At 48.2% G+C, this 564-nt stretch carries 1 protein-coding gene; it reads left to right on the top strand.

From position 1 onward, the window contains the following. On the top strand, positions 1 to 564 hold a 564-nt coding region (locus tag R7R24_RS29315; protein WP_318120538.1), incomplete at both ends, for an efflux RND transporter permease subunit.

Below are 564 nucleotides of genomic sequence, written 5' to 3'. Positions count from 1 at the left end.
GTGGTTAACGGTCGTGGTTTTGATTGTTGGGCTTGGTGCAAGTGTTTATGGGTTTACCTTGGTAAAACAATCGTTTTTCCCATCTTCAACCACGCCAATTTTCCAACTGGATGTGTGGCTACCGGAAGGTACAGATATTCGTGCGACTAACGTTAAGCTAAAAGAACTTGAATCTTGGCTTGCTGAGCAAGAGCACGTTGATCACATCACAACAACCGCGGGTAAAGGTCTGCAACGCTTTATGCTGACGTATGCTCCGGAAAAAAGCTATGCCGCTTATGGTGAAATCACTACGCGAGTTGATAACTACGAAGCGCTTGCGCCGTTAATGGCACGGTTTAGGGATCACCTAAAAGCCAACTATCCAGAGATCAATTACAAGCTCAAACAGATTGAATTGGGCCCTGGTGGTGGCGCGAAAATTGAAGCGCGTATTATCGGCTCTGATCCAACGGTGCTTCGCACGATTGCGGCGCAAGTAATGGATATCATGTACGCCGATCCGGGCGCGACCAATATTCGCCACGATTGGCGTGAGCGTACTCAAGTGCTTGAGCCTCAGTT

The sequence above is a fragment of the Vibrio sp. 704 genome (assembly GCF_033339295.1).
Note: the sequence above shows the minus strand (reverse complement) of the source record. Positions and strands in the feature narration are given on the sequence as shown.